Origin of the sequence: Candidatus Symbiopectobacterium sp. (assembly GCF_020054415.1) — a bacterium.
Lineage (GTDB): Bacteria > Pseudomonadota > Gammaproteobacteria > Enterobacterales > Enterobacteriaceae > Symbiopectobacterium.
The window spans coordinates 1-21,215 of sequence record NZ_JAHWCO010000105.1; the positions used below are offsets into that span (position 1 = coordinate 1).

13 protein-coding genes and 5 pseudogenes are annotated in these 21,215 nt (G+C 52.6%); 6 read left to right on the plus strand and 12 right to left on the minus strand.

Annotated features, from left to right (window positions below):
- A pseudogene (locus QZ506_RS03245) lies at positions 1 to 417 on the minus strand (IS5 family transposase); the annotation flags it as partial.
- A gap of 462 nt (positions 418 to 879) precedes the next feature.
- On the opposite strand from QZ506_RS03245, the gene pykF reads away from it, so the two are divergent.
- Both pykF and QZ506_RS03255 read left to right on the plus strand, forming a co-directional pair.
- Positions 880 to 2,295, plus strand: a complete 1,416-nt coding sequence (gene pykF / locus QZ506_RS03250) for a pyruvate kinase PykF (RefSeq protein ID WP_291969032.1) — start codon at positions 880 to 882, stop codon at positions 2,293 to 2,295.
- Positions 2,296 to 2,665: 370 nt separating this feature from the next.
- Positions 2,666 to 2,902 carry a major outer membrane lipoprotein gene (locus QZ506_RS03255; RefSeq protein ID WP_195312335.1) on the plus strand — a complete coding sequence of 79 codons (237 nt, stop codon included), beginning with the start codon at positions 2,666 to 2,668 and terminating at the stop codon, positions 2,900 to 2,902.
- A gap of 214 nt (positions 2,903 to 3,116) precedes the next feature.
- Here the strand turns inward: QZ506_RS03255 and QZ506_RS21445 are convergent.
- The 7 genes and pseudogenes from QZ506_RS21445 to sufA form a co-directional block, all read right to left on the minus strand.
- Positions 3,117 to 4,128, minus strand: a pseudogene (locus QZ506_RS21445) (L,D-transpeptidase family protein).
- Between the two features lie 285 nt (positions 4,129 to 4,413).
- Positions 4,414 to 4,830, minus strand: a complete 417-nt coding sequence (gene sufE / locus QZ506_RS03270) for a cysteine desulfuration protein SufE (RefSeq protein ID WP_291969035.1) — start codon at positions 4,828 to 4,830, stop codon at positions 4,414 to 4,416.
- A 103-nt stretch (positions 4,831 to 4,933) separates the two neighbouring features.
- Positions 4,934 to 6,157: a cysteine desulfurase SufS gene (gene sufS / locus QZ506_RS03275; RefSeq protein ID WP_291969036.1), complete on the minus strand. Its 1,224-nt coding sequence runs from the start codon at positions 6,155 to 6,157 to the stop codon at positions 4,934 to 4,936.
- The gene (gene sufD, locus QZ506_RS03280; protein ID WP_291969038.1) at positions 6,154 to 7,461 is read right to left on the minus strand and encodes a Fe-S cluster assembly protein SufD; all 1,308 of its coding nucleotides are present in this window, start codon (positions 7,459 to 7,461) and stop codon (positions 6,154 to 6,156) included. Before sufD ends, sufS begins: the two co-directional genes overlap by 4 nt.
- On the minus strand, positions 7,436 to 8,182 hold the full coding sequence (sufC, locus tag QZ506_RS03285; protein WP_291969040.1) for a Fe-S cluster assembly ATPase SufC: 747 nt from the start codon (positions 8,180 to 8,182) through the stop codon (positions 7,436 to 7,438). Before sufC ends, sufD begins: the two co-directional genes overlap by 26 nt.
- Positions 8,183 to 8,290: 108 nt before the next feature.
- Complete coding sequence (gene sufB / locus QZ506_RS03290; protein WP_291969042.1) at positions 8,291 to 9,787, minus strand: Fe-S cluster assembly protein SufB; 1,497 nt, start codon at positions 9,785 to 9,787, stop codon at positions 8,291 to 8,293.
- A gap of 8 nt (positions 9,788 to 9,795) precedes the next feature.
- Positions 9,796 to 10,170, minus strand: a complete 375-nt coding sequence (sufA, locus tag QZ506_RS03295; protein ID WP_291969044.1) for a Fe-S cluster assembly scaffold SufA — start codon at positions 10,168 to 10,170, stop codon at positions 9,796 to 9,798.
- Between the two features lie 441 nt (positions 10,171 to 10,611).
- Between sufA and QZ506_RS03300 the strand changes: the two genes are divergently transcribed.
- Positions 10,612 to 11,013: a hypothetical protein gene (locus QZ506_RS03300; protein ID WP_291969046.1), complete on the plus strand. Its 402-nt coding sequence runs from the start codon at positions 10,612 to 10,614 to the stop codon at positions 11,011 to 11,013.
- Between the two features lie 57 nt (positions 11,014 to 11,070).
- Here QZ506_RS03300 and QZ506_RS03305 read toward each other — a convergent pair whose 3' ends face one another.
- Both QZ506_RS03305 and QZ506_RS03310 read right to left on the minus strand, forming a co-directional pair.
- Positions 11,071 to 11,487, minus strand: coding sequence for a hotdog fold thioesterase (locus QZ506_RS03305; protein ID WP_291969049.1), 417 nt, complete (start codon positions 11,485 to 11,487; stop codon positions 11,071 to 11,073).
- 12 nt (positions 11,488 to 11,499) lie between these two features.
- Positions 11,500 to 14,556, minus strand: coding sequence for an FAD-binding and (Fe-S)-binding domain-containing protein (locus QZ506_RS03310; RefSeq protein ID WP_291969051.1), 3,057 nt, complete (start codon positions 14,554 to 14,556; stop codon positions 11,500 to 11,502).
- A 376-nt stretch (positions 14,557 to 14,932) separates the two neighbouring features.
- On the opposite strand from QZ506_RS03310, the gene ydiK reads away from it, so the two are divergent.
- Positions 14,933 to 16,051 (plus strand): AI-2E family transporter YdiK, encoded by a 1,119-nt coding sequence (gene ydiK, locus QZ506_RS03315; RefSeq protein WP_291969053.1) that lies wholly within the window; start codon positions 14,933 to 14,935, stop codon positions 16,049 to 16,051.
- A 510-nt stretch (positions 16,052 to 16,561) separates the two neighbouring features.
- The gene (gene apbE, locus QZ506_RS03320) at positions 16,562 to 17,608 is read left to right on the plus strand and encodes an FAD:protein FMN transferase ApbE (protein ID WP_291969055.1); all 1,047 of its coding nucleotides are present in this window, start codon (positions 16,562 to 16,564) and stop codon (positions 17,606 to 17,608) included.
- A 188-nt stretch (positions 17,609 to 17,796) separates the two neighbouring features.
- On the opposite strand, the pseudogene ppsA reads toward apbE, so the two are convergent.
- Positions 17,797 to 20,151, minus strand: a pseudogene (gene ppsA, locus QZ506_RS03325) (phosphoenolpyruvate synthase).
- A 333-nt stretch (positions 20,152 to 20,484) separates the two neighbouring features.
- Between ppsA and QZ506_RS03330 the strand changes: the two are divergent.
- Positions 20,485 to 20,958, plus strand: a pseudogene (locus QZ506_RS03330) (kinase/pyrophosphorylase); the annotation flags it as partial.
- Positions 20,959 to 21,012: 54 nt separating this feature from the next.
- Here QZ506_RS03330 and QZ506_RS03335 read toward each other — a convergent pair.
- Positions 21,013 to 21,215: pseudogene (locus tag QZ506_RS03335) on the minus strand (IS5/IS1182 family transposase); the annotation flags it as partial.

A 21,215-nucleotide genomic window follows, 5' to 3' on the forward strand; every position in this document is an offset into this window, starting at 1 on the left:
ATCGTAGTCTCTCAGACTTAGATGACCACCCAGAAGCCTTTTGAACCGGAACATGGCCGTTTCAGCCACTGAGCGCCGGTGATAGCCCACTTTCTTTTTCCAGATATCGTTACTACCGCTAATGCGCTGATTTGCAACAGTGTGGTTACGCTCGTGGTAGCGATATGGCCAATATTGCGACCCCCTTCGTGGCGGGATAAGCGGCCTTATTTTCTTCCTCAGCAGAGCATCATAGCAGTAAACTGTATCGTAAGCGCCGTCAACCGATGCCTCTCTGATTTTCCGGCGGGTCTGGTTTATCAGCGCCGGTAGAGCTTGGGCATCAGTCGTACCACTGAGCGACAAATCCGCACAGACAATCTCATGCGTCACACTGTCTACTGCCAGGTGCAGCTTACGCCATACCCTGCGTGGCTTTGTTGAATAAATAGAAAGAAAATGAGGGAAAATGACAAAATCGTTATTTTTTTGCGCAAACACAAGAAAACGCGCTATCTTAGCAGCGTAATTATCTTGTTTCCCCATGCGTTATAACTATAATACGAAGCGTTGTTTCATTGAATGGTTTCAGCAAATCGACGTGCCGAAAATACTACGATTAGACACTGTTACTGCAAACATAACTCCCCGAGACGGAGACGCGCTTAAGGTTGAAAGACGAGTTTTACCGGTGGCGAGCGACACGGTTGCAGCATATCACCGCACTCTGCTTACCGCCGGTGGTAACAGGCCAAGTCCATCATCTTTCATTCATCGTTACCCGCTGCAATTACTATTCGCTCTGGACTCGCAAACACATTCCCTTCGTCGGCCTCGTAGTATCCGGTACCCGCGAACTCATGATTTTTTTATCCATCACAACTTGTAGAAAACACTCGTATGAAAAAGACTAAAATCGTTTGTACTATCGGTCCGAAAACCGAATCAGAGGAAATGCTGACCAACATGCTGAATGCAGGCATGAATGTGATGCGTCTTAACTTCTCACACGGGGATTATGCTGAGCACGGGCAGCGCATCAAAAACATGCGCGCGGTCATCGAGAAGACCGGTAAACAAGCCGCTATTCTTCTGGATACCAAAGGGCCAGAAATCCGTACCATGAAACTGGAAAACGGTGCGGACGTTAGCCTGGTTGCAGGCCAGACCTTTACCTTCACCACCACTGACCAAACGGTTATCGGTAATAAAGAGCGTGTTGCGGTTACCTACGAAGGTTTCGCCACTGACCTGTCCGTCGGCAACACCATATTGGTGGATGATGGTCTGATTGGTATGGAAGTCACCGCCATTAACAACGGTGAAGTGGTTTGTAAGGTGCTGAACAACGGCGACCTGGGCGAGAAAAAAGGCGTGAACCTGCCGGGCGTATCTATTCAGTTGCCTGCACTGGCTGAAAAAGACAAAAGCGATCTGATCTTCGGCTGTGAGCAAGGCGTTGACTTCGTCGCTGCCTCTTTCATCCGTAAGCGTTCTGACGTCGAAGAGATCCGTGCCAACCTGAACGCCCACGGCGGCGAAAACATCCAGATCATCTCCAAAATTGAAAACCAGGAAGGTCTGAACAACTTTGACGACATCCTGGAAGCGTCTGACGGCATCATGGTTGCCCGTGGTGACCTCGGCGTGGAAATTCCGGTTGAAGAAGTTATCTTCGCCCAGAAGATGATGATCGAAAAATGCAACAAAGCACGTAAAGTTGTTATCACTGCCACCCAAATGCTGGACTCCATGATCAAAAACCCGCGCCCAACCCGCGCAGAAGCCGGCGACGTCGCGAACGCCATTATCGATGGTACCGATGCAGTTATGCTGTCTGGCGAAAGCGCAAAAGGGAAATACCCGTTGGAAGCCGTCACCATCATGGCGACCATCTGTCAGCGCACTGACGTGGTGATGAACGCGCGTCTGGATGCACAGCAAGACTCTGCCAAAATGCGTATCACCGAAGCGGTATGCCGCGGTGCGGTAGAAACCGCAGAAAAACTGGATGCGCCGTTAATCGTGGTAGCGACCAACGGCGGCAAGTCTGCGAAATCCATCCGTAAATACTTCCCGCACGCGCGTATTCTGGCACTGACCACCAATGCCATCACTGCACGTCAATTGCTGCTGAGCAAAGGCGTTGACACGCTGCTGGTGAGCGAAATCGCCTCTACCGACGACTTCTATCGCATTGGCAAAGAAGCTGCGCTGAAAAGCGGTTACGCACAGCCTGGCGATGTGGTTGTGATGGTTTCTGGCGCGCTGGTTTCCAGTGGCACCACTAACACGGCATCCGTACACCGCCTTTGATCGTTTCCACTGGCCGTTGCCGTTAACTGTGCGACAGCCAGTCAACGCGCGATCGTGAGTGAATAAATGGCCGATAGTAAAAAAGCGCCGTAAATGGCGCTTTTTTATATTTTTATGTTATCAATCGACTACACTCAGCAAATAAGCACTGTTCCGATCCACCTATTTCCGCAGAATATATCCCCAATTCGCATCATAAAATACCGCTGTTTTCACTCCTTTTTTAACTACTCTGTAAAACTCGCTGCTTCTTTGAGCGAACGATCAAAATTAAGCATGTTCTCATCAAAAATTTATTCTCATTAGAAAAAGCTTTGTGTAATACTTGTAACGCTACATGGAGATTAACTAAATCTAGAGGGTATTAAGAATGAATCGTACTAAACTGGTACTGGGCGCGGTAATCTTGGGTTCTACTCTGCTGGCAGGCTGCTCCAGCAATGCTAAAATTGACCAACTGTCTTCTGACGTTCAGACTCTGAACGCTAAAGTTGATCAACTGAGCAACGACGTGAACGCAATCCGCGCTGATGTACAGGCTGCTAAAGATGACGCAGCTCGTGCTAACCAGCGTCTGGACAACCAAGTTCGTACTTACAAAAAGTAAGAATTGGTTAAGTAGTGAAAATGGCGCACAGTGTGCGCCATTTTTTTGCCTGCCCTTTTGCCTATTCAGCACATGTCGCTAACGCCTCCCGCAACCCCCTGACGCACATCACAAGATTCAGAGAATCTGGCATTGAGAACAACATGTTCCGGTTTTCACCGAGGAGTGGCGTTAAAACGCGCTCAACGGTGGCTTAGCGCGTTTTAACGATGTATTAGTAAGATGAGTTCACAGAAGAGACAGGCACAGCCTGATGCTTCTCAGGCGCTGTTAGCGCAGGTTCCTGAAAATGCTCGACGCTTTGTCCGGCGCTGACCAGAATCGGCATCCCGGAACGGCGTACAATAGCATCGGCCACCATTTGGCTATCCGTTTCCGCCGCATGGATAAAGATCTGAATCTGTTTATTCAGCGGAATTGCCATTGTTTGTGGATTGTCCTTGGACGTTTTAGACAGCGTCTGATGCACTTCAATGTAACGCTTGCCGTCAGGCTCCACCGAGGTTTTCACCGCGTCATTGATGATCTGCACTCGGGTGCCTACCGGTACGTTATTAAACAACCATTCAATGTCATCGGCACGCAGACGTATACAGCCGGAACTGACACGCATACCAATACCGAAGTTAGCATTGGTGCCGTGCAGCAAATACCCTCCCATGGGCCGCCAGACGCAGGGCATGCAGCCCCATCGGATTATCCAGTCCCGCCGGGACAACCGCCGGAAGTTTGATGCCCTCTTCTTCCAAATAACGCTTACGGATGTTAGCCGTCGTCGTCCAGGTCGGATTGGCACGTTTTTCGCTGACCGACGTGACCATCAACGGGGTGTTACGCCCCTGCTGACCGATACCGATCGGGAAAACAATGACGGTGCCCGTCCCTTTCGTGTAATAGTAGAGACGCAACTCAGCCAGATTGACGACAATGCCCTCGCGCGGCGTATCCGGCAGCAGCATCTGCGTCGGGATGGTCAAGGTGGAACCCGGCGTTGGCAAATAGGGATCGGTGCCAGGATTGGCTTCCAGCATATTCAACAGGCCGATTTTGAAATCAGACGCAATCGCTTCCAGCGGCCGACCATCATGGTGCACCGGGTAGGCAATGTTCTCACCGACCAGTCTGCTGCCCACAGGGGGCAATGGGTATTCGGTGGCGCTCGCCGCCGAGCTTCCTACTAGGTAGGTCGCCGGTACCATACCCAAAAGTGTAAACATACGCTTCATACGAAAATCTCTACAGGTTGACGTTATTATTCGTTTGTCATTGATACCAGCCGGGGCTTGAATGCGGCCACTTCCATCGGATTCTACAAGTGTAGCATTCCAAAAATACCCTCAGGTTTTATTTGCTAATCAATGCGTTAATATGCAGTTCTTGACAAAGCACCACGACAGAATAAAAGGAGTTTCTGGTAATAACCAGTGGGGTAATCTGAAAAACCAAGCAGTTGGCGCGCACACGCCGTGCTTGAGTGAACCAGCCCGCAGTAAACAGGCTGGTTGGCAGGATCAGGCCAGGGTAGACGCTTTGACGCGAATGGCGCGCAGCATCGCTTCCAGCCCCTGTGAGCGAGATGGAGTTAAATGCTGGCTCAGCGCCAGTTCCGCAAAGAAAGGTCGCACATCAAGTGCCAGCACTTGCTGCGCCGTCAATCCCTGATACAGGCTGAAGACCACGGCAACCAGTCCCTTGACGATAGCCGCATCGCTGTCACCGCTAAAAACCAGGTGGCCCTGCTCACCACGCGTCATCACAATCCATACCTGACTCTGACAGCCGGCGATCAGGTTCTCGGGTTGACGCCACTGTTCTGGCAACGGTTCTAAACGACCGCCCAGTTCAATGATATACAAGTACTTCTCTTCCCAATTGTTGCAACGAGAAAAATTTCGCAACAATTTTTCTGGCTCTGGCAAGTTTGCCATGAATTCCTCCCAACAGGCTGACATGCACTCTCCCCCCATTGCCGCTTGGCGACAACGTCAGAACAAAAAGACAAGGGGAAACGCAGGCGCGCACAAAGGCTTATCAGCCTCCCAGCAAACGATGAATACGCTGTAGTCCGGCAACCAGCCGATATATTTCTTCTCGGGTAGTATAAACCGCTAACGAGGCGCGGCACATACTGGGTACGCCATAGTATGCCATCAACGGCATCGCACAGTGATGACCGGTACGAATGGCAATGCCGTACTGGTCTAGGAAACTGCCGACGTCATAGGCATGATGCTTGCCGAGGTTAAAGGCAATCACCCCTTTTCGCTCCGCCGGACCGTAGAAGATGATATCCGGTACCGTGCTCAGCGCATCCAGCGCGTAGTGCATCAGCGCCGTTTCGTAGTAGTGAATAGCATCCAGCCCGATGGCGGAGACATAATCCAGCGCCGCACCCAGACACATGATCCCGCCCGTGTTGGGCGATCCTGCTTCAAAGCGCCACGGCACATCGGCATAGCGGGTGCCCTGCGTCAGGCTGACGTCACGAATCATCGCTCCGCCTCCTTCCCACGGCGGCATAGCATTGAGCAGCGCGTGCTTGGCGTACAGCACGCCAATACCGGAGGGACCGTATATTTTGTGGCCGGAAAAAGCATAAAAATCACAGTCTAACGCCTGCACGTCCACACGCTGATGCATCACCGCCTGCGCCCCGTCTACCAGCACCGCGCTGCCAACCGCCCGCGCCCGCGCAATCAAGGTTTGCAGCGGGTTTTCCGTGCCCAGCACGTTAGAGACTTGAGCCACGGCCAGCAAGCGGGTACGCGTATCCAGCAGCGTATCCAATTGGCTTAAATCCAGTGTGCCTTGCGCCGTGAGCGGCAGCACGCGCAGCTCAACGCCTTGGCGTTCCGCCAGCATTTGCCAGGGTACGATATTGGCATGGTGTTCCATTTCTGTGATCAGAATATTGTCACCAGCTTGAATAAAAGCACTGCCGTAGCTGTTGGCGACCAGATTGATCGCTTCCGTAGTACCACGCACGAAGACGATCTCTTCCGCCGAGGCCGCATTGATATAGCGCGCAACCTGTTCACGCACCGCTTCCATCGCGCTGGTCGCCTGTGCACTTAGTGTATGAATGCCGCGGTGCACCGCGGCATATTCATTACTGTAAAACGCCACTTCCCGGTCAATCACCGCCTGCGGTTTCTGCGCACTGGCGGCGCTATCGAGATACGCCAGAGGCTGCCCATTGACCTGATGCGCCAGCACCGGGAAATCGCGGCGAATACGTTCAATCGGGTAATTCACCAGGCCACTCCTGCCGCGTTCGGCAGGCGCAGAGCAATACGCTGCAACACCGCTTCTTGCAGCGTGTCGTTATCCAGCGCTTCCGTAAATTCGGCGGCAAACGCATAGATGATCATCTGCTGCGCATCCTGTTGTGAAATACCACGCGAACGCAGGTAGAACAGTTGCTCGTCATCAATACGTCCAACCGTGGCACCGTGGCTGCACTTCACATCATCAGCGTAGATCTCGAGCTGTGGCTTGGTATCCACTTCCGCCAGACGCCCCAGCAGCAAGTTGTTGTTGGTCATCTTTCCGTCTGTCTTCAATGCCCCCGGCGCGACCTTGATCATACCGTTGAACACCGCCCTGCCTTTGTCACTGATAATCGCCTTGTGCAGTTGGCGGCTTTCACCGTGGCCCTGATTATGTTCAAGGTAGGTACGGGTATCGCACACTTCGTTGCCGATCGGCAAAATCAGGCTGTTGATAGAAAGGTTGACGCCTTCACCGTTAATCTGTGCACTGGTGTGGTGCCGAGTTAATCCGGCACCCAGCAAGAAACTGTGGCTGCGCACACGCGCATCCCGCTCCAAGACCAGATCGTTGTGGGCGAAGTGGTAACTGGCGGCAGCCTCAAACGCCAGCTTGAGGTGTTTTACCTGGCTGTTGGCAGCGGCATGCACCGTCAAGCGCGTACCAGTGAAGTGCGCCTTGTCATCCAAACTGACGTAGTGCTCGATAATCTCTGCGCTGGCTCCCGCCTCGACATACACATGGTGACGCTGGTGTGCCATGTTCAGGCTGGCAGACTGTCCGCTGCTGATATGCAGAATATAAAGTGGTTTCTCCGCCTGACACCCGGTTGTTAAACGAATGGCGCTGTGCTGCTCCGCCAGACTTTCCGTCAGGTGCAAAAACAGTTCGGGTTGAACCGCAGCAAGGTCGGTGGGTGCCGCATGGGGCGCGTTCACCGCAATCTGGTAAGGCCCCCACTGCGCATCACTCAACGCCGCGTTGAATACGCCATCAACAAACACCAGACGCCAACTTTCCAGCGCCAGCGCGTGTGCTGCCAGCGTATCGTCATCAAGGGTCACCGCATCTGGCGCGCTGAACTGCTGTGCCAGCAACACATCCAGCAGAGTGTATTTCCAATGCTCGTTTTTGCGCCCCGGCAAGCCGAGCAGCATCACTTCCTGCCAATGTTGTTGCGCACTGGGTGCATCCGCCGCACGTGAAGCGTTAAACAACGCTTGCCACTGCTGGAGCGTTTTGGCCTGTTTTTCAGCCAGCGTGTTACTGTTGGTCGGTAAGCCAGCCATAGCCTTGCCCCTCCAACTGTTTCACCAGCGAAAAATCGCCCGATTTGACGATGCGACCTTGATAGAGCACGTGCACATAATCGGGTTGGATATAATCCAGAATACGCTGGTAGTGCGTCACGATAATAAACGCGCGTTGTTGGTTACGCAGCGCATTAACGCCGTTGGCCACAATCTTCAGCGCATCGATATCCAGCCCGGAGTCCGTCTCATCCAGGGTACACAGTTCTGGCTCCAGCGCTGCCATTTGCAGAATGTCGTTACGTTTTTTTTCGCCGCCGGAAAAACCCACATTGACCGAACGGGTCAACAAATCTTCCGGCATTTTCAGCAGGTTGATTTTATCTTCAATGAAATCAGCGAAATCGAATCGGTCCAGAGGCTCCTGCTCGCGATATTTGCGCACGGCGTTGACTGCGGTTTGCAGAAAGAACTGGTTACTGACACCAGGGATTTCGACCGGGTACTGGAAGGCCATAAAGATGCCCTCACCAGCTCGATCTTCCGGGTCTAATTCCAACAAGTCTTTCCCCTTGAACGCCACCGTACCGTCGTTCACTTCATAATCTTCGCGGCCCGCAAGCGTGGCGGAAAGCGTACTCTTTCCGGAACCGTTAGGTCCCATGATGGCGTGAACTTCACCGTGCTTCACCTCGAGGTTCAGTCCTTTCAGGATGGCCTTACCTTCAACGCTTACATGTAACTTCTTAATGCTTAACATAGTTTATCCTTGCGGCGTCGTGACGAGCACGCCTGATAACATCAATTCGCGTAGGGTTCTACTAGATTGACATCCGGCACCCTGCTGCATTTTTATTTTGCGACGCCCTTAGCCGACGCTGTGTTCTAGGCTGATGGCCAGGAGCTTCTGCGCTTCTACTGCAAATTCCAGCGGCAGCTCTGAGAACACGTCCTTACAGAATCCGTTAATAATCATCGAAATAGCGTCGTCTTCGCTGATACCGCGTTGCAGGCAATAGAACAGTTGGTCTTCGCCAATGCGTGAGGTTGTCGCCTCGTGCTCCAGCTGCGCGCTGTTGTTGCGCACTTCCACATACGGGAAAGTATGCGCGCCGCAGTCGCTGCCAATGAGCATCGAGTCGCACTGGGTGAAATTACGCGCATTGGTGGCAGTCGGCATGATTTTTACCAGACCGCGATAGGTGTTCTCACTGTAACCGGCAGAGATCCCTTTGGAGATAATCGTGGAGCGGGTGTTTTTGCCGATGTGGATCATCTTGGTCCCGGTATCCGCTTGTTGATGCCCGCTGGTCAGCGCAACAGAGAAGAACTCTCCCACCGAGTTATCTCCGCGCAAAATCACGCTCGGGTATTTCCAGGTGATGGCCGAGCCGGTTTCAGACTGGGTCCAAGACATCTTGGCATACTCGCCGGCACAGAGTGCACGTTTGGTCACGAAGTTAAGGATACCGCCTTTGGCATCCTGGCCGGAGAACCAATTCTGAACCGTTGAGTATTTCACTTCGGCGTTTTTGTTAACAATGACTTCGACTACGGCAGCGTGCAGTTGGTAGCTGTCGCGCACGGGTGCTGAGCACCCTTCGATATAGCTGACATAGCTGTCATCATCGGCAATCAGGATGGTGCGCTCGAACTGGCCGGTCTTCGCCGCATTGATGCGGAAATAGGTGGAGAGCTCCATTGGGCAACGCACGCCTTCCGGTATGTAGACAAAGGTGCCATCAGAGGCTACCGCGGCGTTGAGCGCAGCAAAAAAGTTATCGTTGGCAGGCACCACCGTGCCAAGATATTGGCGCACAAGATCGGGGTGTTCCTGAATCGCCTCGCTAAACGAACAGAAAATAATCCCCTGCTGTGCCAGCTCTTCGCGATAGGTGGTCGCTACCGATACGGAGTCAAAAATCGCATCCACCGCCACGGCTTGCCCTTCTCGCACTGGCACGCCGAGCTGATTAAAAGCATTTTCGACTTCAGCGGTCAGATAGCTGTTCACCTCGGCAATGCTGGACTGCTGCTTGGCACCGGGTTCAGAGCCGCAGGTGTCATCACAGTGACCGCAAGACGGAGCCGAATAATAGCTGTACTCCTGATAGTCCAGCTTGTCATAATGCGCTTTTAGCCAGTGCGGTTCCTCCATCTCCAGCCAGGCGCGGTAGGCATTGAGACGGAACTCCAGCATCCACTCAGGTTCGTTGCGTTTGGCGGAGATCTCTCGCACCACCTCTTCATTGACGCCACGTCCCAGTTGGTCAGTAGGCAGTTCGGTGAAAAAGCCCTCTTTATAGCGGCCATCCCCGATCCAGATTTGCACATCATCAGGTACATCTACATTGCTACGCGCCATATCAGTCATCACTCAATGCCAAAGCTTTCGCCACACCCGCAGGCGTGCTGCGCTTTGGGATTATTAAATTTGAAAATCTGGTTCAAGCCTTCACGCACATAATCCAGTTCGGTGCCATCGATAAAAGGCATCGCCTTTAAAGGGACGTACAGGTGTGCGCCCTCGCGCTCGAACACCAGATCACCCGCATCCGGTGCTTTGACCAGATCCAGCACATAACCAAACCCTGCACATCCTGATTGCTTGACGCTCAAACGTAACCCTTTCACCGTGTCATCAGACTGGACAAGACGCAGGATTTGTTGAGCGGCACTGGCCGTCAGCGTCAGCCCTTTCCAGGTATTCTCATCCAGTGAAAATGTTTCTACGTTTCCCGTTTGCATCCGCCGTACCTCGTTTCAGAAAAGCTCTGTCTGAGCCTAATGTTAGTCATAATGATTATTGCTTCAACCTCTTGTTTCGCAGGGGTATTTGTAACATTTCACCGGCGCCTGAAAAAAACCGTTTTTTTTTGCCGGCCCACACGTTTATAGACTGACAATAAAAAAATAACATGTTGATATAAAATAACTAATTTACCATTACGTGACAGACCAACGAATTAATGTCAACATATTGTTATCATAATTATAACATTAATAAACAATACCTATTTTTAAAACAGGAAAAATCGTGACCGATTTTATGGTTTGATTGCGCAATTATTGACCATAAGAAGTCCTATCAGGCCGTATACTTTTTTTCTCTGTTACGAGGCGATAGGTTGATCCCGATGAATATTAGAAATATGATAATGATTATCATTAATATCCATGGTGATCCCTATGCAATCCGTGAATGCCTGGCTACAGCATCAGATTGATGAGTACAAATTCTTGATCCGGGATGTCACCGTAGATTTTTATATGGCCGAAGCACGGTTGAATCGGCAGGAAAGCCATATCGATCACCTGCGCCGCTACCATAATGCCTGCATGGAGATGATCGATCTGTGCCGTAAGAACGGCGATGATGAGGGCTACCTGCATGCACTGGTAAAATTACATAACCGTTTGATAAAAGAGATTAATAACGAAGGGCGCTACCATCTTTTCCGCGTACAGAGCTACTATTTTGCACGCAACACACTAAAGCTGATTTGCCATCAGCTCAGCCTTGAAGGTAGTTGGGATAAGGCCACCGCTTTTCAGACCGATTTTGTACGGCGCGTGCCTTTTTTACCTTGAAGGACGAGACCGCCAGAATGCGCGCCTAACGACGCACATTCTGCGGTTAGTACCGGATTAAGGTGTTACCACCGCGGTGGTGAGGCGAGACGTGCAGCACAGACACTGAGTATCGTCGTAAATATCGATTTCCCACACCTGATTACGGCGCCCAACGTGCAGCGCGCGGCACACCCCTCGCACCTCGCCAGAGGTCACAGCGCGTAAATGGTTGGCGTTAATCTCCATCCCGACGACACGCTGTTCCCCTTCGGTACACAGGTAGCCCGCCACGGAGCCGAGCGACTCCGCCAGCACCACCGAAGCCCCGCCGTGCAACAGGCCGAAGGATTGACGCGTGCGCGCATCCACCGGCATCGTACCTTCCAGAGTATCTTCTGCAATACGGGTAAAACGAATCCCCAAGTGCTCCATCATACAGCCCTGGCTGTGCTGATTAATCTGCTCCAGCGTAGCCGGTCTTTTCCACAGCATAACTCTCTCCAGTCAGACGAGATCCAGTAGCGCCTGCAACGGATGACGCAACCCTTGCCCTTCCATCCGCTTCACCTGACTGCGGCAGGAATAGCCGGTTGTCAGGCAGCTTGCAGAGGGTAATTTTTGCAATGCCTGCTGCCAAGACAAGGCGTAAATCCCCTTGGAATCAGTGATGTTTTTACTTTCATGACCATAGGTACCTGCCATGCCGCAACAGCCAACACTAACATTCTCCAGTCGGGCACCGAAGCGGGCAAATATATCTGCCCACTGTTTGCTACTGGTCGGCAGCGCAGTGGATTCGGTACAGTGACCAAACAGATACCAGGCATCGTCGCGCGGCGTGCCCGGGGGCGTTCTCGCCGACAGCAGCGGCAGCAGCCACTCATGCACCAGTTGCACCTGAAAATCACCGCGTTTGTCACCCAGAATTTCACGGTATTCATCGCGATAACAGAGCACCAACGCCGGGTCGACGCCAATCATTGGCATGCCCAGCTTGGCAACCCGATTCAGGAAATCCGAGGTTTTGGCTGCGGTTTTAGCAAAACGCGTCAAAAAGCCTTTGATATGCTGCGGCTTACCGTTAGGTGAGAAGGGCAGCAGTACCGGCTTGAGATCCAGTTTTTCCACCAGATGCACCAAATCGGCCACCACTTGCGCATCGTAATAGCTGGTAAACGGGTCCTGCACAATCAGCACGTACCGATCGCGGGATGCGGCTGCGACACTTTCCAACTGCTCCAGAGTAGTGGTCATTGCCGGGTGCCCAGCAAATTGCTGGCGCAGCGAGGGGGAAGAGAGTAACGGCAGATCGGTCATACCGATTGTCCGGCGACTCAAGGCGTCAACCAGCGGCATTTTCAGGAAAAAGTTGAAGGTCTTAGGGCTCAGCGCCATCAGCGGCGCGTAACTTTCTACACCGGCCACAAGATAATCACGCGCGGGACGTAAATAGCGCGTGTGGTAAAGCTGGAGGAAACGTGCACGGAATCCCGGAACATCTATCTTGATCGGACATTGGGTTGAACAGGCTTTACAGGCCAGACACCCGGACATGGACGCTTTCACTTCATGAGAGAAGTCATACTCGCCTTTGCGCGCGCGCCAGCTGTTACGCGTCTTTTCAATCAAACCACGCAGGCTGTGCGACCGTGCGGTCAACGACTGCTCCAGCGCCACCGGATCGATCCCCTGCTCGGCAAGCAAGCGCAGCCATTCGCGTACCAGCGTCGCTCGCCCTTTCGGCGAATGGATACGGTTTCCGCTGATCTTCATGGAAGGACACATCGGACTGTTCACGTCAAAGTTGAAACACAGCCCGTTGCCGTTACACTCCATCGCGCCACGGAACGAAGTACGCACCGCCAGCGGAATACTGCGATCGAAGGTGCCACGCTTATCGGCATCAATACGCATCATCGGCGCATCGACGGCCAACGGCGCGCAAATCTTGCCTGGGTTAAGGCGGTTATCTGGATCGAAGGCGGCTTTGATGCGCCGCAGTTCGTTATACAGTTCTTCGCCAAAAAAGGCCGGACTGTATTCGGCGCGGAACCCTTTACCGTGTTCCCCCCACAGCAGACCGCCATATTTTGCCGTCAGCGCGACAATCTGATCGGAAAGCTGTTTCATCAACACTTCCTGTTGCGGATCGCACATGTCCATGGCCGGACGCACATGCAGTACGCCCGCGTCCACGTGACCAAACATGCCGTAGGTCAGATCATGGCTATCGAGCAGCGCACGAAACTCGACGATGTAATCCGCCAAATGCTGCGGCGGCACACAGGTATCTTCCGCAAAGGGGATTGGCTTGGCCTGCCCTTTACTGTTACCCAGCAGCCCCACTGCTTTTTTACGCATGGCGTAGATACGCTCAATCCCAGCAAGATCGTGGCAAATCTGATAGCCGATCACTCCCGCTTCATGGCCCGCGAGCAGGCCATCAATGCGCTCGCATAACCCACGTACTTGTCCATCGATCAGCGCTTCATCATCCCCAGCAAACTCAACGATGTTCAGGCCCTGCATATCCTGGCCGGGCACATCCTGAATCAGTTCGCTGACGGAGTGCCAGACGATATCTTCACGCGCCAGATTCAATACGCGGGAATCGACTGTTTCCACCGAAAGCGCCTTGGCTTCCACCATAAAAGGCGCGCTGCGCAGCGCTGAATCGAAGGAATCAAACTTGACGTTGACCAGACGCCTGACCTTAGGCAAGCGCGTAATATCCAGCTTAGCTTCAGTGATAAAGGCCAGCGTCCCCTCAGCGCCCGTCAGGATGCGCGTCAGGTCAAACGTTTGTATATCATCGCTGAACACATGGCGCAGATCGTATCCGGTCAGGAATCGGTTCAGTTTGGGGAATTTATCGAGAATTAGCGTACGCTGGTCGCGGCAACGTTCAAAAACGGTGCGATACACACGCCCTATCGGTGAAGATTCTTGCGCCAATTGCTGCGCCAGCGCCACAGGCATCGCCTGAGTATCCAGCATGTCACCGCCCAACAGCACGGCACACACGCCAAGGACATGGTCCGAGGTTTTGCCGTACACCAGAGAGCCTTGCCCTGAAGCATCAGTGTTGATCATGCCTCCAAGGGTGGCGCGGTTACTGGTAGACAGTTCCGGCGCGAAGAAATAGCCGTAAGGTTTGAGGTACTGATTGAGCTGATCTTTGATCACCCCTGCTTCAACGCGAACCCAACCTTCCTCTGGATTGATTTCCAAAATCCGGTTCATGTAGCGGGACATATCCACCACAATACCCTGGTTTAGCGCTTGCCCATTGGTGCCAGTACCGCCGCCACGCGGGGTAAACTTCAGTGCACGGTATGACTCTTGTACTGACAACTGCGCCAGCAGCGCCACGTCTGCGGTCGATCGGGGAAACACCACCGCATCGGGCAGCAGCTGATAAATGCTGTTGTCGGTCGACATGGTTAAGCGATCAGCGTAGCTGGTGGCGGTATCGCCGGTAAAACCACGTTGCTTCAAAGCATCCAAAAAATTAAGCACCGGCTGAGCCAGCCCTGGTGCATGAGAGATCTGTTGGATCATTATGTGGTTACCCTGTCTGTCGACTAAAAAATAATTAGCGTGTTGTGAGTGTGTTTATTGTAAAAATCATTGTGCGAATTCACGGTTTTACATTTTATCACATTTCTGCGCTATGCGCCGCCATCCTAAGAAAAACTTTTTGCCTAGTGGTACAGCATGATTTTTGGAACCCTGTCCGTGCCGTGAATGCGTTAACACAATAGCTCACACGCTGTCAAAAACACGAGAAATGCCCCATGATAAGTTATCCCCGCCGGATGACCCGAGCGATCGCAGGGAACTTGTTCAACGTCGGGTCTCTATACAGAGGTATTGTCCATTGACGAAGTCATCATCGCCCAAACCGCTGGCCGCGCATTCTCCACTGTCTGCAACGATGCAACAAAGTGCACGCCAGCAGCGTTTTGATTTGCCCCGCATCCTCTTTAGTCTGATGTTTATCACTATCATGATCATCGCCTGTTTCTGGGTGGTGCAACCCTTTATTCTGGGCTTTGCCTGGGCCAGCATGGTGGTGATTGCCACCTGGCCGCTGATGTTGAAAATGCAGAAGTTACTGTGGGGCAAGCGCGCGTTAGCGGTAACCGGCATGACGCTGTTGCTTTGCCTGCTGTTTGTGATGCCGATTTCTATCCTGGTCAGCACAGTGATGGACAACACCTCCGCCATCGTCAGTTGGGCCTCCGGGCAAGAGAAACTGACGCCTCCTCGTATGGAGTGGCTGACATCCCTGCCTTTTGTCGGCGACAGGATGTTTTCAAGTTGGCACAGTTTGCTGCAAAGTGGCGGCAGCGGCGTGTTTGCCAAAGTGCAGCCCTATATCGGCCAAACCGCTACCTGGCTGTTATCACAAGCGGCCCACATTGGACGTTTCCTGATGCACTGTGGCCTGATGCTGATTTTTAGTGCCCTGCTTTACTATAAAGGTGAAGCGGTTGCCCAGGGCGTGCGCCACTTTGCGCTTCGTCTGGGACGCGAGCGCGGTGATGCAGCGGTGCTCTTGGCAGCACAATCGATTCGTGCCGTCGCGCTCGGCGTGGTGGTAACCGCTATCGTACAATCGGTGCTGGGTGGTATTGGCCTCGCCATCTCCGGCATCCCGTACCCAACCTTGCTGACCGTCGTGATGTTCCTGTTCTGTCTGGCGCAACTGGGACCGCTTCTGGTGCTGATCCCCGCGATAATCTGGCTCTATTGGAGCGGTGATACTACCTGGGGCACCATTCTGTTGGTGTGGAGTTGTGTGGTGGGCACGCTGGATAACATCATCCGCCCGATGTTGATACGCATGGGCGCCGATCTGCCCATGCTGCTGATTCTGTGCGGCGTGATTGGTGGCTTGTTGGCATTTGGCATGATCGGCCTGTTTATCGGCCCAGTGGTGCTTGCCGTTTCGTACCGCTTGCTCTCTGCCTGGATGAAGGAAACGCCGTTGCCAGAAATCATTGCGGATGCATCGCCGTCGCCAAATGATCGTCCGAAACACTCGCAGTAAGCACTGCTGCCGCAGCGTGAAACCTTAGCGCTGCGGCAAATCCATTAATAGATAAATAATCTTAATGATTTTCGTGTATCCCCCACGGATTATTCTGATTTACTATGGATAAGCGGTGGTATTACATCAAATAGTTTGACAATATGCATCTCTGCGTGACAAATCCATTAAAAAATGTTAACCATTAGGATAATTCTTAATGACTTAATTCCCCACAGCTTCTAGCATTACTCATGAAACGATTGTCAACCGTTGTCTTGCTGAGCAAACGCTTTTTGTAAGGACAACGTGAGTTTGCCAATGATGTTTCCTCCTCGTAAGAGCTAGTAACGGATTGCTGTGTGTAGTCTTTGCCCATCCTCTAAGGTGGGCATTTTTTTGGTTTATCCTGTACTTTCCCGCTGCTGTTACAGAGAAATTGCGCCTCATCCTGTTTTTATAAATCTCCGCTTTGCAAGCGTACATTAATGGATTATTTCTAACGTCTCTTTTTATCAGGAGTCATTTTCTATGTCACATTCCCCACTGGCACGCAGAGTGTGCCTGATTCTGGTCAGTCTGGCGGTCTACAATACCGCGATGGCCGACAGCCGGCCATTGACCAGCCTGGAAGGTAAAACCATGGGGACCTTTTACAGCGTAAAGATCAGCGGTGATCTGCCTGAAGATAAAGCGCATCTGCAACAAGAGATTGATGCCCTGCTTGAGCAGGCCAACAACGATATTTCCACTTACCGTGAAGACTCCATTCTGTCGCGCTTTAACTGCTATCAAGGCAGCGATCCTCAGCCCATTCCCGGCGGTATGGCAGACATTATCTTGGTAGCCCAGCGTATTGGCCGGGCGACAGACAATGCCACGGATATTACGGTGGGACCGTTGGTGAATCTGTGGGGCTTCGGGCCGCAAAAACAGCCGGTGACCATTCCAACTCAAGCACAAATCGATGACGCTCGTCAGCGCGTCGGCTTGCAGCACCTTACGCTTACCAGTAACAGCAAGGGAGAGTGGCTGCAAAAAGATCTGCCGTCGCTGTATGTGGATCTCTCAACCTTGGGTGAAGGTTACGGTGCCGATGTGTTGGCGCAGTTGATGACGCGCAAGGGCATTACCAATTATCTTGTTTCAGTCGGCGGTGCTATTTCAAGTCGCGGGGTCAATGGGCAAGGAATGCCGTGGCGGGTGGCGATTCAGAAACCTACCGATAAGGAAAACGCGGTGCAAGCGGCAGTGGATCTGCAAGGGTATTCCATCAGTACGTCCGGCAGCTATCGCAACTATTTCGAGCAGGACGGCAAACGCTATTCCCACGTCATCGACCCCAGCACCGGCCACCCCATCAATAATACGCTTGTGTCTGCCACAGTGATTGCCAAAACCGCGCTCGAAGCGGACGGTTGGGACACAGGGTTAATGGTATTGGGAACGGAAAAAGCGCTGAAAGTAGCAGAGCAGCACGGGTTGGCGGTTTATCTGATCACCAAAACCGACAATGGGTTCGAAACGGTGATGACCCCCCAATTCAAAGCCTTCTTGCAACAAGAGGCTAAACCTTAACGTCGGGTGAGGTTGCTGATAAACAGCCCTACTCCCACCGTCATTCCTTCCTCGTTATCCTCGGCGAAAGTCGTGAATGACGGCGGTGGAGGGAATGCCGAGAGGTAAAGTGACTCTGTCATCAGTCGCAGGCCCCGGCATTGCCGGGGCCTGCGGCTACTGCACGATTACTTTTCCGCCAGCGTTAACTAGGTCTGCACCACGGTATCCGGATTGAGCGACAGGCTGTCGATGCCTTGCTCCATCAGCCAGATGGCAAAGTCTTCGTGATCGGAAGGGCCTTGTCCGCAAATCCCCACGTATTTCCCCTGTGCCTTGGCTGCTTTTATCGCCATCGAAAGCAGTGCTTTCACCGCGTCGTTACGCTCATCAAACAGTTCAGACACCACGCCGGAATCGCGATCCAGCACCAACGCCAACTGCGTCATGTCATTAGAGCTGGTGGAAAAACCATCGAAATGTGCCAGGAACTGATCCGCCAGCAGCGCGTTCGACGGAATCTCACACATCATGATCACTTTGAGGCCATTCTCACCGCGCTTGAGCCCTTGCTGCGCCAGCTCAGCAACCACGGCTTCCGCCTGTGCCACGGTGCGCACAAACGGGATCATCACTTCCACGTTGGTCAGCCCCATGTCATTACGTACGCGTTTCACCGCAGCACATTCCAAGGCAAAGCACGCTTTAAAATCCGGTGACACATAGCGCCCAGCACCACGGAAGCCCAGCATCGTGTTTTCCTCATGCGGTTCGTAGCGCTCGCAGCCCACCAGGTTGGCGTATTCTTTAGATTTAAAGTCGGACAGACGCACGATAACGCGTTTCGGCCAGAACGCCGCCGCCAGTGTGGCGATCCCTTCCGTCAGGAGCGCAACGTAAAACTCAACCGGATCGTCATAGCCCTGCATCAGCCCTTTGATCTCTTTTTGCAGTTCTGGCGTTTGACTGTCGAACTCCAGCAACGTACGCGGGTGCACGCCTATCATGCGGTTAATGATAAACTCCAACCGCACCAAACCGACGCCATCGTTGTGCAGGCAGGCGAAATCAAATGCCCGATCGGGATTCCCCACATTCATCATGATCTTCAACGGCACCGAGGGCATCTCGTTGACTTGTGAACTCTTGACCTGAAACTCCAGCAGATCGGCATAGACGTATCCTGTGTCCCCTTCCGCACAGGATACGGTGGCTTTTTCGCCGTCATGGAGGCGTTCAGTCGCATCGCCACAGCCGACTACCGCAGGGATACCCAACTCACGCGCGATAATCTCTGCGTGACAGGTGTGCCCGCCGCGATTGGTCACGATAGCCGCGGCTTTCTTCATGATCGGCTCCCAATCCTGGTCGGTCATGTCGGTCACCAGCACATCCCCCGCCTGCACCAGGTGCATTTCGCTGATATCCTGAATCACTTTTATCGGGCCTGCACCGATACGGTGACCGATGGCACTGCCTTCCGCCAGCACCTTGCCACGTTTAATCAGTTGGTAACGTTCCATCACCTGACCGTTGAAGTGTACCGTCTCTGGCCGCGCCTGTACGATGTAGAGTTTACCGGTGTGCCCGTCTTTCGCCCATTCGATATCCATCGGGCGACCGTAGTGTTTTTCAATCAGCAGCGCCTGATACGCTAACGCCTCCACTTCGGTATCCGTGAGGCTGAAACGCACGCTCAGTTCAGCGGGCACATCCTCAATACACACCTGTTTCCCGTGAGCCTGACTGTCGGCATACACCATGCGGATTTTTTCGACTCCATGGTACGGCGCACAATGGCGGGTTTTCGGTTAAGAAACATCGGGTTGTGCACGTAAAACTCATCCGGGTTCACCGCCCCTTGCACCACCATTTCCCCAAGACCGTAGGCGGACGTAATAAACACCACCTGATCGAAACCGGATTCCGTATCCAGCGTAAACATCACCCCAGATGCCGCCAGATCCGAACGCACCATGCGCTGCACCCCAGCAGAGAGCGCCACGCCACGATGATCGTAGCCCTGATGCACACGATAAGAGATGGCGCGATCGTTAAACAACGAAGCAAACACATGCTTCACCGCCACCATCACCGCATCGATACCCTGTACATTGATGAAGGTTTCCTGCTGCCCGGCAAAGGAGGCGTCCGGCATGTCTTCTGCCGTCGCGGAAGAGCGCACCGCAAAAGAGGCCTCTTTTTCCCCTTCTGCCAGTTGATCGTAAGCCGCGCTAAACGCCTGCTCAAGTTCAGGCTGGAACGGTGTGTCGATAATCCACTGCCGAATTTGCGTACCCGCTTTGGCAAGTTGGTTCACATCATCGATATCGGTACGATCCAGCAGTTCATAGATGCGCTGGTTGATACCGCTCTGCGTAAGGAAATCGTTAAACGCCTGCGCCGTTGTCGCAAAACCATTGGGAACCGATACGCCAAGTTCTGACAAATGAGTGATCATCTCACCCAAAGACGCATTCTTGCCGCCCACCCGCTCAACGTCATGCATACCGAGCTGGTTATACCAAAGGACATTCACGCAAATCAGGGCCGTTATTGGACATCGAAAATAATCCTTTCTGCATACGATTTCGGCCTGCATACCACAGGGTATGGAGACCATTGGGGATATGTAAAATGTTGGTTGGGCAATTTCCTCAACGCCATGAATGTAGCATAGCGTTTAACAAACCTGGGAAAGGTGAATCATTAACCATATGAAATAAAAACGATTTCACTGATGAATCTTGCTTAACGGGGTAAAAATACAATACTGTAAAAGTTTAACTGGTTTATCATGAAGATAATGAAATGACGTTTCATTAAAAAATCGTTCGACGCCAATTTTTGAACGAGTTTAGTAATGTTTTTTCGCAGAAAAAAATTCAGGGGTTGATGTGGAAAGAAGCGTCTTTTATATCTCCGATGGTACCGCCATCACCGCTGAAGTATTAGGCCATGTGGTGCTTTCTCAGTTTCCTGTCAACACGGTCAGCTACACGCTGCCGTTTGTGGAAAGTGAAGAGCGCGCCAACGCGGTACGCGAGCGCATCAATACGCTCTACCAGCAAACGGGCGTACGCCCTCTGGTGTTCTATTCCATTATTAGCCAGACGGTGCGGGATATTATTAACAGCAGCGACGGTTTTTGTCAGGATATCGTGCAGGCGCTGGTTGCGCCATTACAAGGAGAGCTTAATATTCCTCCTGCACCGGAGGCCAATCGCACCCACGGTCTGACCGCTAAAAACCTCGGCAAATGTGATGCACGCATCGCCGCCATTGACTATACCCTCGCCCACGACGACGGCATTTCATTACGCAATCTCGATCAAGCGCAGGTGATTTTACTCGGAGTGTCCCGTTGCGGGGCTTTGTTGAATAAATCAGAACTTGTAACGACTGCGCCCCATACGGGTCGATTGTTACGTGATGCGAATATTGTTCGGCATTCCTAATAGCGTGATCAGGTTAAGCGCTTTGACCATGGCCATGGCTTCACCCACCTGAGCATCGTAGTCTCTCAGACTTAGATTACCACCCAGAAGCCTTTTGAACCGGAACATGGCCGTTTCAGCCACTGAGCGCCGGTGATAGCCCACTTTCTTTTTCCAGATATCGTTACTAC